Annotated in this window: 2 protein-coding genes and 1 pseudogene; 1 reads left to right on the forward strand and 2 read right to left on the reverse strand. The window is 73.9% G+C overall.

The window, feature by feature from the left end; all coding sequences use genetic code 11:
• A pseudogene (locus FNH04_RS44285) lies at window positions 1-465 on the forward strand (hypothetical protein); the annotation flags it as partial.
• A gap of 266 nt (window positions 466-731) precedes the next feature.
• Here FNH04_RS44285 and FNH04_RS44290 read toward each other — a convergent pair.
• Both FNH04_RS44290 and FNH04_RS44295 read right to left on the reverse strand, forming a co-directional pair.
• The gene (locus FNH04_RS44290) at window positions 732-2,081 is read right to left on the reverse strand and encodes a sensor histidine kinase (protein WP_322725639.1); all 1,350 of its coding nucleotides are present in this window, start codon (window positions 2,079-2,081) and stop codon (window positions 732-734) included.
• Window positions 2,069-2,737 carry a response regulator transcription factor gene (locus FNH04_RS44295; protein ID WP_228031991.1) on the reverse strand — a complete coding sequence of 223 codons (669 nt, stop codon included), beginning with the start codon at window positions 2,735-2,737 and terminating at the stop codon, window positions 2,069-2,071. The genes FNH04_RS44290 and FNH04_RS44295 overlap by 13 nt, the downstream gene beginning before the upstream one ends.
• Window positions 2,738-2,765 lie beyond the last annotated feature (28 nt).

Below are 2,765 nucleotides of genomic sequence, written 5' to 3' on the forward strand. Positions count from 1 at the left end.
GTCCAGGCCGGCGACCCCCACGCGGCCATCACCGCCGCCGTCCAGTCCGAGCGCCATGACGAGGCCGACGCGCTGGCCGCGCGGTACGAGCAGGAGGCGCTGCGTGCCCACGGGCCGGCGTCCGAGCAGGCGCTGCACTGGACGGAGGTCCGGGCGGACCTGGCGATGTTCGCGGGGGACGCGGCGCGCAGTTGCCGTACCTGGATGGCGGTCGCCACGGCGCGGCTGGCCGCGGGGCAGGCTCCGGACGCGCCGGCGGTCGAGACCGCCGTGGACCGGGCCCACCATCAGTGGGGCCGGGTGGACGACGTGGCGCGGGCCCAGGAACTGGGGCCCGCGCTCGCCGAGTTGCGCCACCGGGTGCCGGGCCGCCGCGAGGGCGCGCTCCGGCATGTCCAGCGGCACCTGGAAGAACTCCGCCGGAACCCGCAGGAACTGAGGCCGGCCCAGCACGTGCCGGGATAGCGGACCGATGAGCCGTCGGTCCACCGCCGGTCGATGAGCCGTCGACCGGGGCGTGTGCGCCGGGGCGGCCCCACCAGGGGGATCGGCGGGGCGGCGGAGTACTAAGCCTCAGTGAACCGGGCGAAGGTATCGAAGTGATCGGAATTCCATCGGAATTCGCTCAGAAATACCTCCGCGCGTAGACTCCGAGGCGGGTTTGTCCGGGGCGGGTGAGGTCGTGATCGGGTCGAGGTCGCGGCCGGGTCGAGGCCGGTAAAACCCGCCCGCTAAGCGGGCCGGTCGTCGTGCGCCGACGCCGACGCGGGCAGCCGGATCCTGAACCACGCCCCGCGGTCCGACGGCTCCAGCGTCACCGAGCCGCCGTGCGCCGTCGCGATGGCCGCGACGATGCTGAGTCCGAGACCGCTGCCCGCGGCCCTCGTCTCCTCGCCCCGCACGAACCGGTCGAAGATCCGGCTCCGCAGCTCGTCCGGCACTCCGGGACCGTCGTCCGTCACCTCGATGACGCGATGGCCGTCCTCCGTGCCGATCCCCAGCGTGGTGGTCGTGCCCTCGGGGGTGTGGACACGGGCGTTGGTCAGCAGGTTGGCGACCACCTGGTGCAGCCGCAGCGGGTCACCAGTGACCGTGTGCTCGCCGGGCGCCACGAGCAGCCGTACCCGGTGCTCGGGGTGGCAGTCCCGCTCGGCCTCCACCGCGTCCCGGCACAGCCGCGCCAGGTCCACGCAGCGCACCTGCAGCGGCTGGCCCAGGTCGAGCCGGGACAGCAGCACCAGCTCGTCGATCAGCGAGTCCATCCGGCGTACCTCGGTCGCCACCCGGCCGAGCGCGTCCTGCCGCATGCTCTCGTACGCGGCTCCGCCGGCCCGGGCGAGTTCGGCGTACCCGGAGATGGTCGTCAGCGGGTTGCGCAGCTCGTGCCCGGCGGAGGCCAGGAACTCACGCAGCCGCCGCTCGAACTCCGCCCGCTCCTCGGCGGCACGGCGCGCGGAGCGCCGGGCGCCCACCACCACGAGCGCGAGCAGCGGCAGCGCGACCGCGAGCTCGATGCGGAGCAGTTCGTGGACCGCGCTGGTGGAGTCGGTCATCGACCGGGCGTGGACCACGTACGTGCCCTCGTGACCGGCGCCCACCGCCTGCGCCTCCCGCACCACCAGGGCCCGGTAGGCGGTGCCGACGGGGACGGGGCGCCCGTGCTCGGCGTACGACTCCAGCCGTTCCGAAGTCAGGGAGGGGAAGGACGGCAGGGCACGGTCGCCCGAGTACCGCTCGACGATCCGGCCCCGGGCGTCCAGGACGAGGATCAGACTGCTGTCGAGCAGCGCGAACCGCTCGATGTCGGCGGGCAGCGGCGCGCTGCCGTACGTCAGGAGCTCCTCGTCGGCGCGCTCCACGAGGTAGTGGGCGAGGAGCCCGGCGGAGAGCGCGGCGAGCGCGCCCAGCGTGGCCAGGGTGGCGGCCAGCCAGAGCAGGACGGCCCGGCGCGCGGTACGGCCCCGGCCCGGCTCGGACGGCTGCCGTCGGGTCTCGGCGCGCGGCGGCCTGGTCCGCGTACGGGTCAGCCCGGGGCGGACGAGGCCTATGGCACCGGCCGGTCCGCCGTTCAGTCCGCGCACAGCCGGTATCCCACGCCGCGCACCGTACGTATGAGCGACTGTCCGGTGCCGCCCAGCTTGCGGCGCAGATAGTAGATGTACGTGTCGACGGCGCCGGAACCCTCGTTGCGGTGGTTCCAGACGCGCTCCATGATCTGCGAGCGGGTCAGGACCCGGCCGGGGTTCTCCATCAGATAGCGGAGCAGGGCGAACTCGGTGGTCGTCAGGTCCACGGGCTCCCCGGCGGACCACACCTGGTGGGCGTCCGTGTCCAGCTGGAGCTCTCCCACCTTCAGCTGGCGCCGCTCCGCGTGCGCACCGGCGGAGGTACGGCGCAGCAGGGCGCGGACCCGGGCGGCCACCTCCTTCAGCTCGAACGGCTTGGTGAGGAAGTCGTCGCCGCCCAGGTCGAGCCCGCGCACCCGGTCGTCGACCCGGCCCAGGCCGGTGAGGAAGAGCACGGGCACGGCGACGCCCCGCTCGCGCAGCGTCCGGCAGACGTCGAAGCCGCTGACGTCCGGCAGGTTGACGTCCAGCAGCACCAGGTCAGGACTGTGCCGGGCGACGGCCTCAAGCGCCTGCCTGCCGGTGGCCGCGGAGGTCACCCCGTAACCGAGGAACTCCAGCGCCATGATCAGCATGGAGCGCACGCTCTCCTCGTCGTCGACCACGAGCAGCCGAGCGGTGGGCTCGGAGGGGGCGGAG

It is taken from the genome of Streptomyces phyllanthi, assembly GCF_009377205.1.
GTDB classification, from domain to species: Bacteria; Actinomycetota; Actinomycetes; order Streptomycetales; family Streptomycetaceae; genus Streptomyces; species Streptomyces phyllanthi.